Source organism: Streptomyces sp. NPDC058773 (assembly GCF_042746015.1).
GTDB lineage: Bacteria > Actinomycetota > Actinomycetes > Streptomycetales > Streptomycetaceae > Streptomyces.
Map to the genome: position 1 here is coordinate 231,883 of NZ_JBHYPE010000007.1, position 17,580 is coordinate 249,462.

Here is a 17,580-nt window from a genome sequence, read left to right on the forward strand (position 1 = left end):
GCCGGAGCCAGTCCCCCTCACGTTCGTCTCGGGCCGTCCCCCGGGTCGTGCAGCCGAAGTTCCATCCCAAATCTCGCGATGCGAGTGCCCCTTTGAACCTTGGGAGTAAGGCACCATGACCCAGCAGTCCACCGAGCCGAGGACGACGGCGGAAGACGCGGGCGCCGGCTCGCGCCAGCCCGCCGGCCGCTCCTGGCTCGACCGGTACTTCCACATATCCGACAGAGGATCGACGCTCGCGCAAGAGGTGCGCGGCGGCATCACCACCTTCATGGCGATGTGCTACATCCTGCTGCTCAACCCGCTGATCCTCTCGACGGAGGACGTGGCGCACCACACCCTCGCGCACGCGGGCGTGGTCACCGCGACCGCGCTGGCCGCGGCGGTCTCCACACTGCTGATGGGCTTCATCGGCAAGGTGCCGCTGGCGCTGGCCGCCGGTCTGAACGTCTCCGCCGCGCTGACCGCCCAGGTCGTCCCGAACATGACCTGGCCGCAGGCCATGGGGATGTGCGTGGTGTACGGCGTCATCATCTGTCTGCTGGTGGTCACCGGCCTGCGCGAGATGATCATGAACGCCATCCCGCTCGCGCTCAAGCACGCGATCACCATGGGCATCGGGATGTTCGTGGCCCTGCTGGGTCTGGTGAAGGCCGGTTTCGTGGGCAAGGGGGAAGGCGGCCCGGTCACCCTCGGCCTGAACGGCCAGCTGTCCGGCTGGCCGGTCCTGTTCTTCTGCGTCACCCTGCTGCTGATCTTCATGCTGCAGGCCCGCAAAATACCCGGCGCCATCCTCATCGGCATCGTCGTCGGCAGCGTCCTGGCCATCGGGGCGACCCGGCTCGGCGGGCTGACGGCCAAGGACTGGGGCGGTACGCCTCCGGAGCTGTCCGGCAGCGCCGTCGCGATGCCCGACTTCGGGCTCTTCGGCCAGGTGGAGTTCGGCGGCTGGGGCTCCATCGGCGCGCTCAGCGTCGGCATGATCGTCTTCACCCTGGTGCTGGCCGGTTTCTTCGACGCCATGGCCACCATCATCGGCGTCGGCACCGAGGCCAAACTGGCCGACGACAAGGGCCGGATGCCGGGCCTGTCCAAGGCGCTGTTCGTGGACGGCGCGGGCGGGGCCATCGGCGGCCTCACCGGCGCGTCCGGCCAGACCGTGTTCATCGAGTCGGCCAGCGGTGTCGGCGAGGGGGCGCGTACCGGCCTGTCGTCCGTCGTCACCGGGCTGTTCTTCGCAGCCTGCCTGTTCTTCACCCCGCTCACCCAACTGGTCCCGGCGCAGGTGGCCTCGGCCGCCCTCGTCGTCATCGGCTCGATGATGATGAGTGCCGCGGGCCATGTGGACTGGCGGGACCGTTCGGTGTCGATCCCGGTCTTCCTTACCGTGGCCCTGATGCCGTTCACCTACAGCATCACCGCGGGCGTCGGCGCCGGTGTCATCGCCTACACCGCCATCAAGGCGGCACAGGGCAAGTGGCGCGAGGTCGGCGGCTTCATGTGGGTGCTGACCGCCGTCTTCACCGTCTATTTCTCGCTCCATCCGATCGAGCAGTGGCTGGGCGTCAAGTAACCGCCCCGCCTGCTCCCCCCGTCCGTGAGGAGACCGACATGCTGGACATCGCCGAAGAGCTGCACCGGTGGGTCGAGCAGGGCCGCGAGTTCGCGGTGGCCACCGTGGTGGCCACCAACGGCAGCGCGCCCCGCCAGCCCGGGGCCGCGCTGGCCGTCGACAGTGACGGCACCGCGATCGGGTCGGTCTCCGGCGGCTGCGTGGAGGGGGCGGTGTACGAACTGTGCCAGCAGGCGCTGCAGACCGGCGAACCGGTCCTGGAGCGCTTCGGCTACAGCGACGAGGACGCCTTCGCCGTGGGTCTGACCTGCGGCGGCATCATCGACATCCTCGTCCAGCCGGTCCGGACGAGCGCCCCCGCGACCGCCGCCGACAGCGGTGGCGCGGGGGAGCGGGCGGAGAGCGCGGCACGCCTGGAGACCACTGCCGCCACGCTCGCCGCCGGCCTGGCCGCCGCCGCGTCGGGCGAGGCGGTGGCGGTCACCCGGGTCGTCCAGGGCCCCGCCGGACTCCTCGGCCGCGCCCTGCTGGTGCGCCCCGACGGCAGCCACACCGGCACTCTCGGCGGCCACCCCGCCCTCGACCGCACCGCGATCGAGGAGACCCGCGCCCTGCTGGACGCCGGGCGCACCACCGGCCTGGAGATCGGCACGGGCCTCGCGCCCGGCGAGGAAGCGGAAGGCGACGACGGCGCGCGGCGCAGCGGATCGCGCTGCGGCCAGCCCGTCGTCCTGCTCGTCGAGTCCGCCGTCCCCCCGCCCCGCATGATCGTCTTCGGGGCCATCGACTTCGCCGCCGCGCTGGTCAGGGTCGGCAGGTTCCTCAACTACCACGTCACCGTCTGCGACGCCCGCCCGGTCTTCGCCACCCGGGCCCGCTTCCCGGACGCCGACGAGATCGTCGTCGACTGGCCGCACCGCTATCTCGACTCCCAGCAGCTGGACTCCCGCACGGTGCTGTGTGTGCTGACCCATGACGCCAAGTTCGACGTACCGCTGCTGGCGCGGGCGCTCAAGCTCCCGGTCGCCTACGTCGGCGCGATGGGCTCGCGCCGCACCCACCTGGACCGCCTGAAGCGGCTGCGGGACGTCGGACTGACCGAGCTCGAACTGAACCGGCTGCGCTCGCCCATCGGCCTCGACCTCGGCGCCCGCACCCCGGAGGAGACCGCGCTGTCCATCGCCGCCGAGATCGTCGCCAACCGCCGCGGCGGCACCGGCGTCCCGCTGACCGGCGCGCACACGCCCATCCACCATGACACGGGCCGGTCGCTGGGGCGGATCGGGTCGGTGGCCTGAGGCGCGGTGCCGGCGGGGAGGGGCGGGGCCCGGTCGGCGCGAGGGAGGCCCAGGGGGCGGCGGAGCCGCAGCGGGTCCGCTCCCGTACGGGCTCACGGGTCCGCTCCCGTACGGGCTCGCGGGTCCGCCCCGGCAACGGGAACCCGCAACACCCCGCCCCCGCCGCGAAAACCGGGTGAAGCTCCCCGGCCTCCGGGTTAGCTTCCCTGGGTGACCAGTGACGGGCCTGCCTCTGGGCGTCCGAGAGCGCCATCTACGGCCGCTTCGGCTTCGGGGCCGCCACCGAGTCGCACCGCATCGAGATCGACTCCTCGCGCCCGCTCGCGCTGCGCATCGCCCCCGACCGCCGCCCGCTGCGCCTGATCGACCCGGCCGAGGCACCCGCCGTGCTCGCACCGCGCTATGACGCGACCCTGCCGCGGCGGGCCGGCCGCTTCACCCGCGACGCGGCGTGGTGGCGCACCCAGGTGCTGGACCTCGACGGGGCGCGCGGCGGCGACGACCGGGACGGTTTCGGCGCGGCGCGGGTGGTGGTGCTGGGCGCGTCCGGCGAGGTGCCCGCCGGCTATGCCGTCTACCGCACCCGCGGCCCCGGCGAGAACCGCCCCGGAGCGGTCCTCGCCGAGGAGTTGGCGGCGGACACCGCACCGGCCGCCGCCGCCCTGTGGTCCTACCTCGCCTCGATCGACCTCACCTCGACGGTCCGCATGCAGGACTGCCCCGCCGACGAACCGCTCCTGCACCTCGCCGCCGACCGCGACCAGGTGCGCGTCACCCGCCAGGAACCCGCCATGTGGCTGCGGCTGGTGGACGTCGGCGCCGCGCTGACCGCCCGTTCCTGGGCGGCCCCCGTCGACCTCGTCCTCGATCTGCGCGACACCGCCCTGCCGGCCAACGCGGGCCGCTTCCGGCTGACCGCGGGCCCGGACGGCGCCACCTGGCGGCCCACCGACGAGACGCCCGATCTCTCCCTGGACGTACGGGAGTTGGCGTCCCGCTACCTCGGCGGCACTCCGCTGCGGCGCTTCGCCCACGCCGGACTGCTCACCGAGCACACCCCGGACGCGGTCCGCCGCCTGGACGCCGCGCTGGAGACGGAGTGGCTGCCGTTCACCGGGGGGAATGACTGAGCGGCGGCCCGGGCGTGAGCGCTGGTGCGGGTGCGGGTGCGGGTGCGGGTGCGGGTGTGGGCATGGGCGCTGGCGTGGGCGCGGATGTGGGCTGAGGGCCGGGGCGTCCGTCGTGCCGGCCCTCGGCCCGTGCCCCGTCCCGGCCCTCGGCCCGTGCCTGCCCGGCTCCTCCCGGCCGTCAGCCCTCGCCCCCGGCCCGCCCCCGCCGCAGCGCCGCCATCACCAGCACGTCATACCACGCACCGTCCCAGTGGAGCGCCTCCCGCATCCGGCCCTCCACCTCGAAGCCGCACTTCTCGTATGCCCGCCGGGCCCGCGGGTTGAAGTCGTAGACCTCCAGCTGCACCCGGTGCAGGCCCACCCGGTCGAAGGCGTAGTCGAGCAGCAGACGGGTCGCCTCGCTGCCGATACCGCGGTCGGTGGCCTCCGGAACGAGGGCGATCCGGAAGACCCCGTGGGCGTTGGGCGGATCGATCCGGCTCAGGGCGAGTTCACCCAGGAAGTCACCGGTCGCCCGGTCCTCGATGGCGAGGTCGAGACGGTCCGGGCGGTCGGCGCTGCCCGCGCACCAGGTCCCCAGCTCCGCGCGCGTGAAGTCGTGGTGGGTGCCGGTCAGCCGGCGCGTCTCCGGGTCCTGGCAGGCGGCGTGAAAGGCGGCCGCATGCCGGGCCGACAGCGTCACGAGACGGACCCGGGCGCCGGTGAGCACCGGCTTCTCGGCGAGTGCGGTGGCATCGATCATGGGGGGATGTTGTCCGGGCGGCGCCCTCGCGGCAACGGGATTGACCGGCCGGCAAGGCGCACCGTCGAGCGGAAGCGGCAGCTGGTCAAGCAGATCACCGATGCGTTCGTGGACGCCTACCGGGTCCCCGGCCGAGACCGTCACGGTCTGGATCCAGGAGGTGCCCACCGACAGCTGGGGCGCGGCGGGCACCCTGACCGCCGGCAAGTGGCCCGCCGACGGGCGGACCGGCCTTCACGGGGGAGGGCCGGCCCGCCCGCGGGCCCTTACGGCCGCGCAGCACCGCGGTCTCCGTACCGGCCCGCGCAGCTCACCGTGCGCCTCCCGCCGGACAGCAGGCCGCCGAATGCCACCGGCAGTCCGGTGGTCCGCCGCAGCCGAGACAGCGCCGCCCGTACGTCCGCCGTCTCGTTCGCACCCGGGGCGAGCCGTACGCCGAATCCTCCGCTTCCCCCCCATTCGGGGGTGGTGAGAACTGCGCCCCTGATTACACGATGGCAGGGAGCGGTGCGGCGATGAGGAGGACACATGACGGACACCGAAGACCGGGCGGCGGGTCGCACACCGGCCGCCACCGAGGAGTTCCGGGCGGCGCGCGATCTCCTGTTGCGGCACGGGGAGGACGACGACGCGGGCCGCGAGGCGCTCCGCCGGCCCCGTCCGGAGCACTTCAACCGGGCCCTGGACTGGTTCGACCCCCTCGCCCACGGCAACGACCGCACCGCGCTGCACCTCGTCGAGGAGGACGGCACCGAGACCAAGCTGAGCTTCGACGCGATGCGCCGCCGCTCCGCCCAGGCCGCCAACTGGCTGTCCGCCCAGACCGGCCACCACGGGGACCCGGCACGCACCGAAGAGGCGATGTCCGAGGGCTACGACCGCACCGGCGACATCGGCATCCGCGACCGCGACGGCTGGATCACCTACGTCGGACGCGCCGACGATGTCTTCGAGGCGTCCGGACCAGGGGGCATTCCTTTCCCATTGCCGCTGGCTGCCTGACGTTGCCGTTGCGGAATCCGCCGCTCCGCCCCAGGCGCCTCCGGCAGCCGCCACACTCCACTTCAGACACGTGAGTTCCCCGTAAATCCGAGCACAGGAGAGAGCATGCGGACACCGATGACGATCGCGGATTTCCTCGACCGGGCCGAGCTGGGCTTCCACGACAGCCCGGGGGTGGTCGACGAGCCGCATCAGCCCGCCCCGCCGGTGCCCGTGTCGACGTATGGGCGGTTCGGCGAACGAGTCCGTGCGTGGCAGGCGGGGCTGGATGCGCTCGGGGTCGGCGAGGGGGAGCGGGTGGCGGTGGCCGGCCACAACTCCGCGCGGATGCTGGAGCTGCTGTTCGCGGTGCCGATGAGCGGCCGGATCTGCGTGCCGGTGAACTTCCGCCTCAAGCCGGAAGAGGTCGCATACGTGGTCCAGCAGAGCGGATCCTCGGTCCTGGTCGTCGACCCGGAGCTGGATGCCGCACTGTCCGGCGTCAAGGTGCGTCACCGGTTCGTTCTCGGCGAGCAGACCGAGACCGAGCTGATGCGGTTCGGCGTGGATCCGCGTCCGTGGTCGAACCCGGACGAGGACGCCACCGCGACGATCAATTACACGTCGGGTACCACCGCCCGGCCCAAGGGCGTGCAGCTGACCCACCGCAATATCTGGGTCAACGGTCTGACCTTCGGCCTGCACACCCGGGCATGGGAACGCGATGTCTATATGCACACGTTGCCGATGTTCCACTGCAATGGCTGGGGCATGCCGTATGTGATGGCAGGACTGGGCGTCAAGCAGGTGGTGCTGCGCAAGGTCGACGGCACCGAGATCCTGCGACGCGTCGACGAGCACGGCGTCACGCTCATGTGCGGTGCGCCGACTGTGTGGAACATGGTGCTGGATGCCGCGGCGAGGTGGGACGGCGAGATCCCGGGCCGCGACCGCGTACGCGTCATCTGCGCTGGGGCCCCGCCTCCAAGCAAGGTGATCCAGCGGATGGGGGAGGAACTGGGCTGGGAATTCATGCAGATCTACGGCCTCACCGAGACCTCGCCACTGCTGACCTTCAACCGGACCCGGCCCGGCGACGCAGGGCTTTCCGCGGAGGAGCGGGCGCGCAAGCTGTCCCGGGCGGGGCTGCCCGCGCTCGGCGTCAAGATGAAGATCTCGGACTCCGGCGAGGTCCTGGCCCGCTCGAATACGGTGCTCGACGGGTACTGGGACAAACCGGAGGAGACGTCGGCGGCTCTTGAGGACGGCTGGTTCCACACAGGCGATGGCGGAACCATCGACAACACCGATGGCCATCTGACGATCTCGGACCGGAAGAAGGACGTGATCATCACCGGCGGTGAGAATGTGTCGTCGATCGAGGTGGAGGACACGATCTTCAGCCACCCGGCGGTCGCCGAGGTCGCCGTCATCGGCGTGCCACACGAGAAGTGGGGCGAGACCATCAAGGCCCTCGTGGTCCTCGCGGAGGGTGCGACGGCACAGGAGGCCGACATCATCGCCCACTGCAAGCAGCACATGGCCGGCTACAAGGCCCCGACTTCCGTGGAGTTCCGCGACAGCATTCCGCGGACGGCCACGGGAAAAATCCAGAAGTTCAAGCTCCGGCAGCCGTACTGGTCAGGGAGTGAGCGAGGAGTCAACTGACTGGCCGGCCGTAAGGCCGCAGGCGCGGAGGCCGACGAAAGATGCGGCCCGACTGTCGTCGTCGAGCGGTTGCACGCCCCATGAACCCTGTGATTGCTGTCCAGCCTGCCTCCCAGGCGCTGAACCTCCTCGTCGACACCCCCGCCGCAGACGCACGGCGGCGCCCCCTGTTGAGCCGCAGCCGCCGGTGGACCCGATGGCCGCCCTGGGGGAATCCGTACGCGACGCCCGCCGCGCCCGCAACGGGGGCCTGAGAACCTTCTTCTGAAGCTCGATGGCACGGGGCGGCACATGTGACCGAAGTGCTGCTGGACTGGGTACGCCTTCTCGTGTCACGTTCAAACCCACGAGGGAACCGGCTATCGGGGGGCTGGGAATGCTGGTGACGGAGTTCAGCACGGACATCGTGGAAGCGCCGGAGCGATTCGCCCTGTGGGAGGAATCCACCTCACGGTCGCACATGCGCAATCGACTGCGCAGCAACGACCAGGACGACTTCCGCGCCAAGCTGCGCGGCGTCGGATTGGGCGAGGTGCAGGTGTCCGCGCTGACCTGCCCACATCTGGAGATCGTGCGGACCGCGAAGTTGATACGGCAGTCCGACCCGGAGGCCTATCTGATCACCTACTTCCTCCGTGCGCAGGGGGTGGTCTCCCTGGCCGGGGGTGATACGGCGCTGCGTACCGGTGACATGGTGGTGCTGGACAGCAGCCGTCCTTTCCGCGGCGATGTTCACACCGTTCCTGGCGGTTGGTCGCATGTGACCGTGCAGTTCCCTAGAGGGCTGTTGCCGCTGCCGGAGAAGACGGTGCAGCGCCTGCTCGCTGTCCCGATCAGCGGGCGCCACGGGATAGGCGGGGTGTTCACCCGCTGGCTGTCCGACCTCAACACGCGCGCCGACGAATTCACCCCCGCCGACATCCCCACCCTCGCCGCGGTCACCCTGGACCTCCTGGCATCCGTAATAGCGCGGTGCCTCACCGCTGAGGAGGCGCTGTGCCCCGAAGCCCGCCGGAGCGCCCTGCGGGCTGAGATCAACGCGTTCGTCGAACAGCACCTCGCCGACCCGGCCATGACTCCCCGAACGATCGCGGACGCACACCACATCTCCCTGCGTCGCCTCCAGCAACTGCTCGCCGAGGACGACACCTCGCCGGCGGCCTGGATACGCCACCGCCGTCTGGAACGCTGCCGCCTCGACCTGGCCGACCCCCGCCTGCACGGCCGCCCGATCCAGGCCATCGCCGCCCGCTGGGCCTTCACCGACCCCGCCCGGTTCAGCCGCCTGTTCCGAGCCACCTACGGGATGTCTCCGCGGGACTACAGAAATCTGAGCCCCAAGGCGTGCGCGAATCGTCAACAACCCTGCGCGGAATGACAAGGGCAGGTGCTGTCCCCCTTGGCATCCTGAATGCCGCACACCCGAACAGCCCTCAGCAGGTTCTCACCAACGCGGATGAGCTGTCGGCGCAGACACGGTGAGGACCTGGCCAGAACGATCAGTTGGACAGGAGTCGAGACCACTGTCAGTGGCCGACACAGAGAACGGGAATCAAACCAAAGGGGGAAACATGAATACAGGACGTTGGGCGATGATTTGTACTGTCACCGCGGCGCTCACCGGCGGGCCGGCTGTGGTGCCGGCGTCCGCCGGCTCGGTGACCGCTCAATCCGCCTCCCCGGCAACTGCTGAGCATGGGCAGGCAGCCGGTCAGGCAGACCTCCAGCGCGCGAGCTGGCGCTATGTCTGGGGTCCCTCGGGCATCACCAGGACGTATTTTGCTGAGCACAACAGCAAGTGGAACTCACGTCCCTACACCACCAACGTCAAGAACCACGGCGTCTGGTACACGTGCATGAAGAACAGGTACGCCCGGATCACGATCAAGAACGTGGACAGGAACAAAACCATCCTCGACACCGGATGGAAGAAGTGCACAGGGACTCGGCAGGCCAAGCAAGCCACCGGCGCCTATAACCCGGGCGAGACACTGCGCGTGTACGCCTATGCCGGGAACCCCATCACGTGGGTGAAGGTCGGAGCGGTGGAAAAGCGCTGACCCGGAACGCAGATGACAGACGGCGTGGTCCTGCTCAGCCGCTCACTCCCGTGCAGGACCACGTGGCCGCCCGCCTTGACGGTCACTGCGGCCCTCGCGGATCGCGATCTCTTGCCCCACCTCCACGGGTGCCGGCGGTGGCGTTGCCTGGCCCTACGGGCCGCCGCGCCGTCGTGGTGACGTCCGCCGGCGCCACTACCGACGGGCGGTCTCCTGCACGCTGAGCAGCAACCCGTCCTCCATTACGGCAGTCACCACCCGCACGCCCACCACGGAGCCGTCCACGATGTGGCGCTCCAGGAACCGGTATACCTCGGGGGTGATCCTGGTGACTTCCTCGACCTGGATCGACAAGCCGGGCCGGCTGCCGCCCGCACTGCGCAGGGATTCTCGCAGCGTCTCAAGGTCGAGGACCGCTCCATCCGTCGTCACGAGCACGAAGGACTCGTGGTGTGCGCCCAGGAATGCGCTGAGGCTTTCGGCCTTCCCGTCCCTCAGCCACGCAGCCAACTGGTCATGGTGTCGGGCCAAGAAGTCTCCGTTCATCCCCCAATTGTGGCAGCTGATGCCTACCGGCCGACGGCTGGGGAGAGATATCGCACCCGGGCGGACGATGGCTGATGTTGCGGCCGCCAAACAGCGGGAACGCCAAGGCCGCCATCGAGCAAGCTGTCCTCACGTGGAGCGTGCCCGTCGCGTTCCTCTGTTGACGGACGAGGCGTGGGCGAAGGCCGCGCCGATCTTCGTGGATCGAAAGGGGAGGCGGCTTCGAGACCCTCGGGGCACTCTGGACGCCATGCTGTACAAGACGCGCACCGGGTGTCCTTGGAGTGGCTTGTCCGCTCCGGCGGGCAATCTTGCGGGTGCAGGGCAGCGATGGCTGACGTCGGGCTTCTGGGAGCGGCTGATGAACGCGTTGGTGGATGTGCCGGGGGAGGCGCCCCCGGAGGGCGGAGTGATGCTTCCGCCCCTTGAGGTCAGGGGACGGGTCGATCCCCGGATGATGATCCGCCGCATCGAGCTGCGCGAGCGCACCGCGCAGGGGGACGGCGGTGCGGAGTGCCGGGAGGAGAACCACCGATGAGCCAGCAGCACCAGGAGTTGTCGTATGCCTGCGGGACCGCCGGGCGGCCGCTGCTCGGCCACACCATCGGCACCGATCTGGCCCGCACCATCGCCCGGTTCGGCGACCGCGAGGCGCTGGTCGAGGTGGCGAGCGGCCGGCGCTGGACCTACACCGAACTGGGCCGCGCGGTCGACGAGGTGGCGCTCGGACTGCTCGCCCGGGGCGTCGCCAAGGGCGACCGGGTCGGCATCTGGGCACCCAACTGCGCCGAATGGGTCCTCGTCCAGTACGCCACCGCCAAGATCGGCGCCATCCTCGTGAACGTCAATCCCGCCTACCGGGTGCACGAGTTGGCGTACGTCCTCCAGCAGGCCGGCATCACCGTCCTGGTCTCCGCCACCCGGCACCGGACCAGCGACTACCGCGGGATGACCGAGGAGGTCCGGGCCGAGTGCCCGGAGCTGCGCGAGGTGATCTACATCGGCGACGAGACCTGGAGCGGGCTGCTGGCCGCCGGCGCCACCGTCCCGCCCGACCGGCTCACCGCCCGCGAGGCGGAGCTGACCGCCGATGACCCGGTCAACATCCAGTACACCTCGGGCACCACCGGCTTCCCCAAGGGCGCCACACTCTCCCACCACAACATCCTCAACAACGGCTACTGGGTCGGCGAGACCCTCGCTTACACCGAACAGGACCGGGTGTGTCTGCCGGTGCCCTTCTATCACTGCTTCGGCATGGTCATGGGCAACCTCGGCAGCACCTCGCACGGCGCCTGCATCGTCATCCCGTCCCCCGCCTTCGACCCCGCCGCCACCCTCCAGGCCGTACAGAACGAGCGCTGCACCTCCCTCTACGGCGTCCCCACCATGTTCATCGCCGAGCTCGGCCACCCCGAATTCACCTCGTACGACCTCACCTCGCTCCGCACCGGCATCATGGCGGGCTCACCGTGCCCCGAGGAGGTGATGAAACGGGTGGTCGCCGAGATGCACATGACCGAGGTCTCCATCTGCTACGGCATGACCGAGACCTCACCGGTCTCCACCCAGACCCGCCGCGACGACGACCTCGTCCACCGCACCGCGACCGTCGGCCGGGTGCTGCCGCACATCGAGGTGAAGGTCGCCGATCCGACGAGCGGGGTGACCGTACCCCGCGGCACACCGGGCGAACTGTGCACCCGCGGCTACAGCGTGATGCTCGGCTACTGGTCGGACCCCGAGCGCACCGCCGAGGTCATCGACCCGGCCCGCTGGATGCACACCGGCGATCTCGCGGTGATGAACGACGACGGCTACGTCCGGATCGTCGGCCGCATCAAGGACATGATCATCCGGGGTGGTGAGAACGTCTATCCACGGGAGATCGAGGAGTTCCTCTACTCCCACCCCAAGATCGCCGACGTCCAGGTCGTCGGCGTCCCCGACGACAAATACGGCGAGGAGATCGCCGCCTGCGTCATCCTCCGCGACCCCGAAGTCCCCCTCACCCACGCAGAGTTGACCGACTACTGCCGCACCCGTCTCGCCCACTACAAGGTGCCGCGCCACCTGGAGATCCTCGACGCCTTCCCGATGACGGTCAGCGGCAAGGTCCGCAAGGTCGAACTGCGCGAGCGGCTGGCGAAGGAGCTGCGGCGGTGAGGGTGCACGGGGACGCCGCGGCACTCAGCGGGGGCGCCGCCACCTGCGGGGAAGAGGAAGAGCGCACCGCCGGGACCGAGTACGACAACTCGGCCCGCCTGTCAGGCAGTTCGCATGCCGCCCGGCCTGCGCCGCGCGTGGACGGGGCCCCTCGTGGACAGGGGCGGGGCCGGACCGGTGGTGGTCCAGGCCGTTGAGGTCGTTCAGGCCCGCCGCTCTCCCGGCCAGTCCAGCAACAGCCGTTGCGCCTTCGGCAGTGAGGCGACCACGAGGTCGTACGAGTCCTCGATCATGTCCAGCACCAGCCGGTCGGGAAGGTCTCCTGCCAGCGAAACGGTGTTCCAGTGCCGCTTGTTGAGGTGATAGCCCGGCACCACTTCCGGGTGCGCCGCCCGCAGCCGCTCCGCCAGCTCGGGCTCGCACTTGAGGCTCACGCTGAGCGGCGCATCCGTCAGCGTCGACAGCGCGAAGATCTTCCCGCCGACCTTGAAGGTCGACACATCCGGGTGCCGGGGGAAGGGGAACTCCTCGGTCGCACCATTGAAATCCAGGCAGACGGCCCGCAGGGCATTCGCGTCGATCATGCGGCCATTCTCGCGGGCGGGTGGCAGGCTGCGGCCGAAGCCCGCGCACACGCTGGCGGAGGACGGCTGCCGCGACGATGTCACCACCCGGTGGAGCGTGCCCGCGGGGTTGCGTGCGCAGGCCGAGATCACGGCGAAGCAGCCGGGGGTGATCAGCGGACTGCCACCGTTTCCGAGGTGTTCGGCCAGCTCGACCCCGAGGTGACGGTGGACGAGCTGGTGGCGGAAGGGACGCTCGTTGCGCCGGGCCGGACGGTGGTCCGCCTCACCGGTGCGGCGCGCAGTCTGATCACGGGGGAACGCACCGCGCTGAATTTCCTCCAGCGGATGTCCGGTATCGTCACGCTGACGAAGCGGTACGCGGACCTCGTCGCCGACCTGGACGTCAAGGTGCTCGACACCCGCAAGACGGCTCCCGGGCTGCGCGCCCCGGACAAGTACGCCGTGACGTCCGGAGGGGGCAGCAGTCACCGGCTCGATCTGTCGGCGATGGTGCTGCTCAAGGAGAACCACCTCGCGGCCGCCGGTGGCGTCACCGCGGCGGTCGACTACGGGCCGCAATCGCCGAGGCCGAGCCGGGCACGGTCGTCCATGTCATCGCCACCGATCCGGCGGCTCCACTCGATCTGCCGGCCTGGTGCCATATGACCGGCCATCACTATCTCGGACCGGTGCTCGACGACCTGGTCCGCGATGTCCCGGAGAACGATGCCCCGGACCGCGGCGTCTACGCACTTCGGCTCTCCGCTGACGCGCGTCCGACGCGGCCTGCTGCCCCTTGGCGCGCAGCCCGCCCGGGACCAGCCGCATCAGCCATCCCACCGCGGCTCCCGCCGCATCGCGACCCGGGGCCAGCGGTCGAGGCCCAGGGCCGCCTCATGGGTACGGATCGCCCGTAGCCCCGGGGTGAGTTCGGCCTCGGGGAGAGTCCGGAAGCCGATCCGGGTGTAATACGGCGCGTTCCACGGGACGTCGGTGAAGGTGGTCAGGGTCAGCGGGACCGGGCCGCCGTCCCTCTCCGCCCGGTCGATGAGGGTCCGGCCGATGCCACGGTGGGCGCGGTCCGGGTGGACCGATACCTGCTCGATATGGGTGCAGCCGTCGACCGGAGCCCACAGCAGATAGCCGACCGGGCGGCGGCGCCCGCCGCCTGGCCCTGCTTCCTCGTACGCGGCCAAGGCCCGCCCCGCCTGCCGGTACTCCGTCAACTGTGCCGGCGACGGCGGCTCGTCGTCGGCGACCGACGCCATGCCGAGGGCGCGGAAGGGCTCGCCGGCCGCACGCTCAAGGGCGCGCAGCGCGGGCAGTTCGTCGAGGTTGGGGAGCTGGATGAGCATGGGAGCAGTGTCGTGGGTTCCGAGGGGGCGGGCGAGGGGATTGCGGACGGACGGAGGCGAGCGGCGGTCCCGCGGGCCCGGTGCCCGCTCGCCGTCAGCCGCCCGGCTGCGGGCACGGACCACGGCCGCCGACGCTCCCGTCACCGCCCCGCCGCGCCGTACTTGATCAGTTCGTCGGCCGGGTCGTTGACCGGTTGCGGGGTGCCGGTGAGGTCCATGACGAAGAGGGGGAGGCGCAGGTCGTCGGCGCGGGAGCGGGCGTCGCGGGCGTAGCCGGCGAGGGAGAAGAAGACCGCGAGGGCGGAGTCGTTGAGGCCGTTGAGCCAGACGCATTCGATCTCGCGCAGTTCGGTGGCGCGGGTGGTCGGGTCGACCTGGGCGACCACGCCCGTGCCGCGCAGGTCCACGCCGGAGGCGGTGCGTTCCTGGGTGCGTGCGACATCGGCGAAGCCCAGCCACTTCAGATACTGCTCGGCGGCGGTGACGCAGTCGCGGGCGGTGCGGATGGTGACCGGGCGGAAGGCGGGCCGCAGGGCGGCGCGTGCGGGGTCGGCGGCCGCTGGTGGAGCCGATTTCGGCGCGGACCTCGGCGCGGGATGGGAGGCCGGCGGGCCGGACGACGGGAAGTTCGGCGGGGGCAGAGGGGGCGCGGGGGCGACGGGGACCCGGACGACCGTGCCGCAGGCGCAGCCGGATTCCGGGGCCGGCCACTCGTCCTGCCGGCCGCAGACCTCACAGCGCACCTCCACCCAGGAGGCCTGCCAGGTGCGGTGGAGTATCTCGACGGGCACCCCGCCGCGCAGCACGGGCAGGGTGAGCGGGGCACCGCACGCGCACGGGAAGGTGGGCGGGGTGAAGGCGTTCTCACGGCGGCACGTGGGGCACCGCACCGGCACGCTGTCGGCCATGGTCGCTCCTGGCAGTCGGGCGGCAGACAGGTCGGATCTGCTGCTGCCCCCATGGTCTCTCCAAAAGCGGGCGCCGGGGGCGGAATTGCGGGGGAGAGTCGAGGGCGGGGGAGAACGCGTCGGAACACCTTCGGAAGGTCTTCCGAAGAACTTCGGAGGACTTTTGGAAGACCTTCGGAACGCGTCGGGGCCCACGGGGGGCGGCGGGAGCGCAGGGCGCGGCGGCGCAAGGCGGGAGGCGGTGCGTGGTGGAGGCCCCTCGCGTAGCGCAACCGTGGCGCGCCAAGGGCGCGTCGTGCCGGTGGCAGGCCGTACGGCCGCGGGGCCCGACCCGTGAGCGTACGGAGGCCGGGCCCTGTCGTGGATTCCGTCCGGCAGCGCGGGCCATCGGGCGCGACGGGACATCGCGCCGCCGGACGGGGTCTGGGGTGGTGGAGGCGGGCTCCGCGGCGGAGGAGCGGCTCACCCTTCCTGCCGGGTGAGCGCTGCCACCGCACTGGATGCTCCCCGTGTGCCGCGGAGCTCGCGCTCCCACTCCGTACCGCCGGCCACCCCTCAATGGACCGCCGGTACGGACGCGCGGGAACTGACCTCCCGTCAGTCCTCGCGCAGTTCGCGGACCCTGGTCTCGACGCGCTTGCCGTAGTCGGGGTCGGCGGCGTGGAAGTGGGCGAGGTTCTTCTCGATCACGTCGTCGCGGCTGACCTGGGAGAGGCCACCGGCGATGTTGTTCACCAGGCGCTGCTTCTCGTCCTCCGACATCAGCCGGTAGAGCTCACCGGCCTGGAAGAAGTCGTCGTCCTTGGTGTGCGCGGGGGCCTCGTGGGTGCCGACGTGGCCGGTGACGGCGAGCGGCGCGGAGAGCGGCCGGCCGGTCTGCACCGGGCCGCCGTAGGAGTTGGGCTCGTAGTTCTTGGCGTGGCGGTCGTAGCCGTTGGTCGCCATGAAGCCGTCCCGGCCGTAGTTGTCGGCCTGGGTCGCCTTGGGGGCGTTCACCGGCAGCTGGGTGTGGTTGACGCCCAGGCGGTAGCGGTGGGCGTCGGCGTACGCGAACAACCGGCCCTGGAGCATCTTGTCCGGGGACGGGCCGATGCCGGGCACGAAGTTGTTCGGGGAGAAGGCGGACTGCTCGACCTCGGCGAAGACGTTGTCGGGGTTGCGGTCCAGGACCAGCCGGCCCACCCGCTGCAGCGGGTGGTCGCTGTGCGGCCACACCTTCGTCAGGTCGAACGGGTTGAAGCGGTAGTCGGCCGCCTCGGCCGCCGGCATGATCTGCACGTACAGCGTCCAGGAGGGGTAGACGCCCCGCTCGATGGACTGCAGCAGATCGGTCTGGTGGCTGTTCGGGTCCGTGCCGGACAGTTCGGCGCCCTGCTGGGCGTCCAGGCAGCGGATGCCCTGGTTGGTCTTGAAGTGGTACTTGACGAAGAAGGCCTCGCCCTCGGCGTTCGTCCACTGGTAGGTGTGCGAGCCGTAGCCGTTCATGTGGCGGTAGGAGGCAGGGATGCCGCGGTCGCCCATCAGCCAGGTGATCTGGTGGGTGGCCTCGGGGGCGTGCGCCCAGAAGTCCCAGACGTTGTCCGGCTCCTGCTTGCCCGTGAACGGGTCGCGCTTCTGCGAGTGGATGAAGTCCGGGAACTTGATCGGGTCCTTGATGAAGAACACCGGGGTGTTGTTGCCGACGAGGTCGTAATTTCCCTCCTCGGTGTAGAACTTGAGGGCGAAGCCGCGCGGGTCGCGCGCCGCGTCCGGTCCGCCGAGGCTGTCGGCGACGGTCGAGAAGCGGATGAAGGTCTCGGTCCGCTTGCCCACGGTGTCGAGGAAGCCGGCGCGGGTGAAGTCGGTGACGTCGTCGGTCACCTCGAAGTAGCCGTACGCGCCCGAGCCGCGGGCGTGCACGACCCGCTCCGGGATGCGCTCGCGGTTGAAGCGGGCGAGCTTCTCCAGCAGGTGCTGGTCCTGGAGCACGATCGGGCCGCCGACGCCGGCGGTGGCGGAGTTCTGGTTGTCGGCGACGGGGGCGCCAGCCTCCGTAGTGAGAAAGCGCGACGTCAGCGTGGGCTTCGACATGGTGACCTTCCGTACGAGAGCGCGGAAGTTGGCTTCCGCAGTCGGAGCGTAAGAAGGGCTCCGACCAAACGTCAACAGTTTGTTGAAACAAACGTGAGGGGTGTCCGAGAGGGTTCCGGGCGGCGGCCGCGCCGGGCGCGACAGGACAAGTGTCGGCGTGGCCGCCGCCCGGAAGCTGGATGGGCACGCGGACCGGACCGCGTGCCGGGGGGGTACCGGCTCAGCTTTGGGTGGTGTGGCCGGAGAGGCGTTCGACGCCGCGGAGGAGGGCGGAGTGGTCGAGGTGTCCGTCGCCTTGTGCGCGGAGGGCGGCGACGAGTTGGGCGACGACGCCGCCGACGGGGAGGGCGGCGCCGACGGTGCGGGCGGCGTCGGTGACGATGCCCATGTCCTTGTGGTGGAGGTCGATGCGGAAGCCGGGGGTGAAGTCGCGGGTGGTGAAGTTGTGCTTCTTGCGGGCCAGGACGGTGGAGCCGGCCAGTCCGCCGCCCAGGACGTCGAGGGCCGCGCTCAGGTC

Annotated in this window: 16 protein-coding genes and 3 pseudogenes; 12 read left to right on the top strand and 7 right to left on the bottom strand. The window is 70.7% G+C overall.

Features of this window, described 5'->3' with window-relative positions; all coding sequences use genetic code 11:
- Window positions 1-115 precede the first annotated feature (115 nt).
- From ACFW5B_RS09420 to ACFW5B_RS09430, 3 genes and pseudogenes are all read left to right on the top strand, one after another.
- Entirely contained in the window at window positions 116-1,573 is a 1,458-nt protein-coding gene (locus ACFW5B_RS09420) for an NCS2 family permease (protein ID WP_386435723.1), read from the top strand.
- Between the two features lie 38 nt (window positions 1,574-1,611).
- Window positions 1,612-2,871: an XdhC family protein gene (locus tag ACFW5B_RS09425; protein WP_386435726.1), complete on the top strand. Its 1,260-nt coding sequence runs from the start codon at window positions 1,612-1,614 to the stop codon at window positions 2,869-2,871.
- Between the two features lie 236 nt (window positions 2,872-3,107).
- A pseudogene (locus tag ACFW5B_RS09430) lies at window positions 3,108-4,001 on the top strand (sterol carrier protein domain-containing protein); the annotation flags it as partial.
- 178 nt (window positions 4,002-4,179) lie between these two features.
- Here the strand turns inward: ACFW5B_RS09430 and ACFW5B_RS09435 are convergent.
- Entirely contained in the window at window positions 4,180-4,743 is a 564-nt protein-coding gene (locus tag ACFW5B_RS09435; protein ID WP_386435729.1) for a GNAT family N-acetyltransferase, read from the bottom strand.
- Window positions 4,744-5,271: 528 nt separating this feature from the next.
- On the opposite strand from ACFW5B_RS09435, the pseudogene ACFW5B_RS09440 reads away from it, so the two are divergent.
- The 4 genes and pseudogenes from ACFW5B_RS09440 to ACFW5B_RS09455 all read left to right on the top strand — a co-directional run.
- Window positions 5,272-5,580: pseudogene (locus ACFW5B_RS09440) on the top strand (hypothetical protein); the annotation flags it as partial.
- A 270-nt stretch (window positions 5,581-5,850) separates the two neighbouring features.
- Window positions 5,851-7,392: an AMP-binding protein gene (locus tag ACFW5B_RS09445; RefSeq protein ID WP_386435732.1), complete on the top strand. Its 1,542-nt coding sequence runs from the start codon at window positions 5,851-5,853 to the stop codon at window positions 7,390-7,392.
- 376 nt (window positions 7,393-7,768) lie between these two features.
- Window positions 7,769-8,770 carry a helix-turn-helix domain-containing protein gene (locus ACFW5B_RS09450; RefSeq protein WP_386435735.1) on the top strand — a complete coding sequence of 334 codons (1,002 nt, stop codon included), beginning with the start codon at window positions 7,769-7,771 and terminating at the stop codon, window positions 8,768-8,770.
- A 193-nt stretch (window positions 8,771-8,963) separates the two neighbouring features.
- Window positions 8,964-9,452: a hypothetical protein gene (locus ACFW5B_RS09455; protein ID WP_386435738.1), complete on the top strand. Its 489-nt coding sequence runs from the start codon at window positions 8,964-8,966 to the stop codon at window positions 9,450-9,452.
- Between the two features lie 195 nt (window positions 9,453-9,647).
- On the opposite strand, the gene ACFW5B_RS09460 is transcribed toward ACFW5B_RS09455, so the two are convergent.
- Window positions 9,648-9,998, bottom strand: coding sequence for a hypothetical protein (locus tag ACFW5B_RS09460; protein WP_386435741.1), 351 nt, complete (start codon window positions 9,996-9,998; stop codon window positions 9,648-9,650).
- Between the two features lie 67 nt (window positions 9,999-10,065).
- On the opposite strand from ACFW5B_RS09460, the pseudogene ACFW5B_RS09465 reads away from it, so the two are divergent.
- The 3 genes and pseudogenes from ACFW5B_RS09465 to ACFW5B_RS09475 all read left to right on the top strand — a co-directional run.
- A pseudogene (locus ACFW5B_RS09465) lies at window positions 10,066-10,350 on the top strand (transposase); the annotation flags it as partial.
- 9 nt (window positions 10,351-10,359) lie between these two features.
- On the top strand, window positions 10,360-10,536 hold the full coding sequence (locus ACFW5B_RS09470; protein ID WP_386435785.1) for a hypothetical protein: 177 nt from the start codon (window positions 10,360-10,362) through the stop codon (window positions 10,534-10,536).
- Entirely contained in the window at window positions 10,533-12,164 is a 1,632-nt protein-coding gene (locus ACFW5B_RS09475) for an AMP-binding protein (RefSeq protein WP_386435743.1), read from the top strand. The genes ACFW5B_RS09470 and ACFW5B_RS09475 overlap by 4 nt, the downstream gene beginning before the upstream one ends.
- 203 nt (window positions 12,165-12,367) lie before the next feature.
- On the opposite strand, the gene ACFW5B_RS09480 is transcribed toward ACFW5B_RS09475, so the two are convergent.
- Window positions 12,368-12,748 carry an MmcQ/YjbR family DNA-binding protein gene (locus ACFW5B_RS09480; protein WP_386435746.1) on the bottom strand — a complete coding sequence of 127 codons (381 nt, stop codon included), beginning with the start codon at window positions 12,746-12,748 and terminating at the stop codon, window positions 12,368-12,370.
- Window positions 12,749-12,925: 177 nt separating this feature from the next.
- Between ACFW5B_RS09480 and ACFW5B_RS09485 the strand changes: the two genes are divergently transcribed.
- Both ACFW5B_RS09485 and ACFW5B_RS09490 read left to right on the top strand, forming a co-directional pair.
- Window positions 12,926-13,396, top strand: coding sequence for a hypothetical protein (locus tag ACFW5B_RS09485; protein WP_386435749.1), 471 nt, complete (start codon window positions 12,926-12,928; stop codon window positions 13,394-13,396).
- Window positions 13,345-13,647 carry a sulfurtransferase TusA family protein gene (locus ACFW5B_RS09490; protein WP_386435779.1) on the top strand — a complete coding sequence of 101 codons (303 nt, stop codon included), beginning with the start codon at window positions 13,345-13,347 and terminating at the stop codon, window positions 13,645-13,647. Before ACFW5B_RS09485 ends, ACFW5B_RS09490 begins: the two co-directional genes overlap by 52 nt.
- Here ACFW5B_RS09490 and ACFW5B_RS09495 read toward each other — a convergent pair.
- The 4 genes from ACFW5B_RS09495 to ACFW5B_RS09510 all read right to left on the bottom strand — a co-directional run.
- Window positions 13,558-14,085 (bottom strand): GNAT family N-acetyltransferase, encoded by a 528-nt coding sequence (locus ACFW5B_RS09495; RefSeq protein WP_386435753.1) that lies wholly within the window; start codon window positions 14,083-14,085, stop codon window positions 13,558-13,560. The two genes, ACFW5B_RS09490 and ACFW5B_RS09495, sit on opposite strands and share 90 nt — an antisense overlap.
- 140 nt (window positions 14,086-14,225) lie before the next feature.
- On the bottom strand, window positions 14,226-14,993 hold the full coding sequence (locus tag ACFW5B_RS09500; RefSeq protein ID WP_386435755.1) for a hypothetical protein: 768 nt from the start codon (window positions 14,991-14,993) through the stop codon (window positions 14,226-14,228).
- Between the two features lie 597 nt (window positions 14,994-15,590).
- Window positions 15,591-17,048: a catalase gene (locus ACFW5B_RS09505; RefSeq protein ID WP_386435782.1), complete on the bottom strand. Its 1,458-nt coding sequence runs from the start codon at window positions 17,046-17,048 to the stop codon at window positions 15,591-15,593.
- A gap of 235 nt (window positions 17,049-17,283) precedes the next feature.
- On the bottom strand, window positions 17,284-17,580 hold a 297-nt coding region (locus ACFW5B_RS09510; RefSeq protein ID WP_386435758.1), incomplete at its 5' end, for an NAD-binding protein.